Annotated in this window: 4 protein-coding genes; all 4 read left to right on the top strand. The window is 45.2% G+C overall.

Translation table 11 applies throughout. The annotated features are described in order from the left end of the window. Nucleotides 1–802, top strand: an 802-nt coding sequence (locus QVP40_RS12980) for an extracellular solute-binding protein (RefSeq protein WP_288200576.1), incomplete at its 5' end; no start/stop codon positions are given. A gap of 17 nt (nt 803–819) precedes the next feature. Next, complete coding sequence (locus QVP40_RS12975) at nt 820–2,196, top strand: carbohydrate ABC transporter permease (protein WP_022068813.1); 1,377 nt, start codon at nt 820–822, stop codon at nt 2,194–2,196. Between the two features lie 2 nt (nt 2,197–2,198). Further along, nucleotides 2,199–3,071, top strand: a complete 873-nt coding sequence (locus QVP40_RS12970; protein WP_022068812.1) for a sugar ABC transporter permease — start codon at nt 2,199–2,201, stop codon at nt 3,069–3,071. 15 nt (nt 3,072–3,086) lie between these two features. Further along, nucleotides 3,087–4,132: alpha-amylase family glycosyl hydrolase (locus QVP40_RS12965; protein WP_288200575.1), on the top strand; the 1,046-nt coding region annotated here is incomplete at its 3' end.

Below are 4,132 nucleotides of genomic sequence, written 5' to 3'. Positions count from 1 at the left end.
AGTTCCTTTTACTACCAATACCTGGTTTATGTATTACGATAAAAGTGTATTTTCAGAAGAGGATATTAAAAACCTTGATACGATGCTGGAAAAGGGAACAGTCAGCCTTCCGTTTACCAACTCCTGGTATCTTCCGGCATTTTATATCGGCAACGGATGTACCCTTTTCGGAGATGGAACGGACGAGTCAAAAGGCGTTGACTTCTCAGGAGAAAAGGCAGTGGCTGTAACAGATTACCTGATCGATCTGGTAGCAAATCCCAATTTTGAAATTGACGCAGACGGTTCCGGTCTTGCAGGGCTTCGTGACGGAAGCATCAATGCGATCTTTTCCGGTTCCTGGGATGCCAATGCTGTAAAGGAAGCCCTTGGAGATAACATGGGAGCTGCAGCTCTTCCTACCTTTACCTTAAACGGAGAAGAGAAGCAGATGACATCCTACGCAGGCTCAAAAGCCATTGGCGTAAATCCTTACAGCAAAAATATGGTAGCTGCTGTAGAGCTGGCAGTTTATCTGGGATCTGCTGATGCACAGAGATCACATTATGAGCTGAGAAATGTAATTCCATGTAATACAGAGCTTCTGGCAGAGGAAGCCATCGCCAACGACCCTCTGGTATCTGCACAGAACGATACCTTTAACAGGACCTCTATTCTTCAGCCGTTTGTGGCTAAGATGAACAACTGTTGGGTTCCTGTTGAGAACATGGGAAAAGGTATCCGAAACGGAAGCGTCACACATGATAATTCTGTAGCCCAGACTGAGGATATGAACGAGGCAATGAACAGCGACGGGATTTAAGAGAAGGGGATAGGAAAATGTTGAAATTAAAGAAAACAAAAGACGAATTTTCCACACCATATACCTGTATGAACGCCATAAAAAAAGGCGGTATTGAAACAAAGCTTTCCATGGTGCTGATGGGATTTGGAAATTTTGTCCATAAACAGAAAATAAAAGGGCTTCTGTATCTGGCTGTTGAAGCCGCATACCTGGTATTTATGCTGGTAAACGGCATTGGATTTTTAAGTATGCTGGGTTCCCTGGGAAGTGTTCCCCGGAAAGAAGTCTGGGATGAGGCGAATCAGGTTTATGTTTACACCCAGGGCGATCAGTCTGTACTGATTCTGCTCTATGGAGTGGCAACGGTTCTTCTTACTCTTCTGATGGTATGGGTATGGAGAGGAACTTTAAAAAGCGCTTACAAAGCAGAATGTCTGGACAAAAGCGGCCAGCATGTAAACAGCTTTGCAGAGGATGTGAAGTCTCTGCTTCACGAAAACCTGCACAGGCTTTTAATGACTCCGCCAATGACTGCAATTATGATCTTTACCATTCTGCCTCTGATCTTTATGATCTGCATGGCATTTACCAACTACAGTAAGATCGGAAACCATCTGATGCTTTTTGACTGGGTAGGACTGGAAAACTTCAGGGCTCTGTTTGACTCCAACAGTATTCTGGGAAGCACCTTCTGGTCAGTTCTTGGCTGGACCCTGGTGTGGGCGTTCTTTGCAACCTTCAGTAACTATATTTTCGGTATGATCCTTGCTATGGTGATCAACCGTAAGGATACAAGGGCAAAAGGCTTCTGGAGATTCTGCTTTGTGCTTTCCTGCGCGGTTCCCATGTTCGTTTCTCTTCTGATCATGAGAACCATGCTGCAGCCAAACGGCGCGGTAAACGTACTTTTAAGAAATCTGGGCTGGATCGGGGCAGATGCAAGTCTTCCGTTCTTTACAGATCCTACCTGGGCAAGAGTGACGGTCATTGTCATTAACATCTGGGTTGGCGTTCCCTATACATTGCTTCAGCTTACCGGAGTTCTTCAGAATATTCCGGAAGAGCTTTATGAGGCGGCAAAGGTGGACGGGGCAAATGCTGTTCAGAGATTTTTCAAGATCACCCTGCCTTATATGCTGTATGTGACAACTCCGTATCTGATCGTGACCTTTACTGGAAACGTAAACAACTTTAATATCATTTATCTTCTTTCAGGAGGAGATCCGGTTACGGATCTGGCGTCCACTGCCGGAAAAACAGACCTGCTTGTTACCTGGCTCTATAAGCTGACCATTGACAAACAGTACTACAATATCGGAGCGGTAATCGGAATTCTGACCTTTATCATTCTGGCGGTGGGAGCGCTTCTTACTTACCGCAACAGCAAGTCCTATAAAGAAGGAGGAATTTAAAGATGGCAGCACCAAAATACAAGTCAGCAAAAACAAAGCGTTTTGTAAACAACACCATTGTACATGTAAGTCTGGCAATTCTGGCTTTTATCTGGGTATTCCCTATTATCTGGGTTGTGCTCACAAGCTTTCGTGCAGAAAAGGGCTCTTATGTTTCTACGTTTCTGCCCCAGTCTTATACACTGGATAACTATATTAAACTGTTTACCGATACATCGATTCTGAACTTCGCGAAGATGTTCATGAATACCCTGATCATTGCGATCTTTTCCTGCCTGATTGCAACCTTTTATACACTGGCAGTTTCCTACTGTCTGTCAAGACTGAAGTTTAAGCTGAGAAAGCCATACATGAATATGGCAATGATACTGGGACTTTTCCCGGGATTTATGTCTATGGTTGCAGTGTACTTTATTCTCAAGGCAGCAGGACTGACAGAAGGAAATCTTATCAGAGTGGCGTTGATCCTCTGTTATTCGGGCGGCGCAGGACTGGGCTTCCAGATTGCCAAGGGATTTTTTGACACAATTCCCTATGCTGTGGATGAGGCGGCAATTCTGGACGGCTGTACCAAGTGGCAGGTGTTCACAAAGGTTACGCTGCCGTTAAGCAAACCGATCATTGTTTATACAGTACTTACGGCGTTTATGGCACCGTGGCTGGATTTTATTTTTGCAAAGGTAATCTGCCGGGCAAACTCTGACCAGTACACCATTGCCATTGGATTGTGGAAAATGCTGGAAAAAGAATATATTGACAGCTGGTATACAAGCTTTGCGGCAGGGGCTGTTCTGATTTCCATACCGATTGCGATTCTTTTCCTGTGTATGCAGAAATATTATGTAGATGGAGTATCCGGCGCAGTTAAGGGTTAATGAAAAAGGAGAATTATGAGGACGAGACAGGAATTAAAGAGACTATATCATTCTTCAGAATTTCAGAAAAAATATTTGTATGAGGGCAGTGACCTGGGGGCTGTCTGCACAGAGGAAGGGACCTCCTTCCTTCTGTGGAGCCCTCTGGCGGAGGACGTGAAGCTTCGTTTTTATAAAGACGGGGAAAAAGCTTCCTGTCATCAGGTCGTTTCCATGGAAAAAGAAGAAAAAGGTGTCTGGGCATACCGCACTGGGGAAAGCCTCCACGGAGTTTACTATGATTATGAACTCACATTTGACGGCGAAAAAACAGTTACCGGAGATCCTTATGCAAGGGCATGTGGGGTAAACGGGATCCGCAGCATGGTCTGCGATCTGAAGAAAACAGATCCACAGGACTGGGATGAGGATAAACGACCGGAGCCGTCCCCTGAAAATGTGATCTATGAGCTTCATGTAAAGGAGTTTTCCTGGGATGCTTCCGGTGGTTTTAAAAAGGAAAACCGTGGAAAATACAGAGCCTTTACCGAAGAGCATACCACACTTCACGGAAACGGTGTGCATCCTACCGGACTTGATTATCTGAAAGAGCTTGGGGTTACCCATGTGCAGATCATGCCTGCATACGATTACGGCTCGGTAGATGAAAAAAGTGAAACAGATTTTAACTGGGGCTATGATCCGGTGAATTACAATGTGCCGGAGGGGTCCTATTCCACAGACCCGGAGCACGGGGAAGTGCGCATCCGGGAATTTAAGGAAATGATCCAGGCCCTTCACAGAAATGGTTTTCGTGTGATTATGGATGTGGTTTATAATCACATGTATTCACTGGATAATAACCTGAATCGTACAGTGCCCTGGTATTATTTCCGCACAGACAAAAACGGAGAGATTTCCAATGGCTCTGCCTGTGGAAACGATGTGGCAAGCGAGCGTCCTATGTGCGCCAGATATATTCTGGATTCGGTGCTTTACTGGGTAAGGGAATATCATATTGACGGATTCCGTTTCGACCTTATGGGACTTCTTGACGTGGAGCTTATGAACCGCATTCGTGC

It is taken from the genome of Blautia sp. CAG:257 (assembly GCF_000433815.1).
In the GTDB taxonomy this organism is placed as follows: Bacteria; Bacillota; Clostridia; order Lachnospirales; family Lachnospiraceae; genus Blautia_A; species Blautia_A caecimuris.
This window is presented reverse-complemented; position numbering and strand designations above follow the sequence as displayed.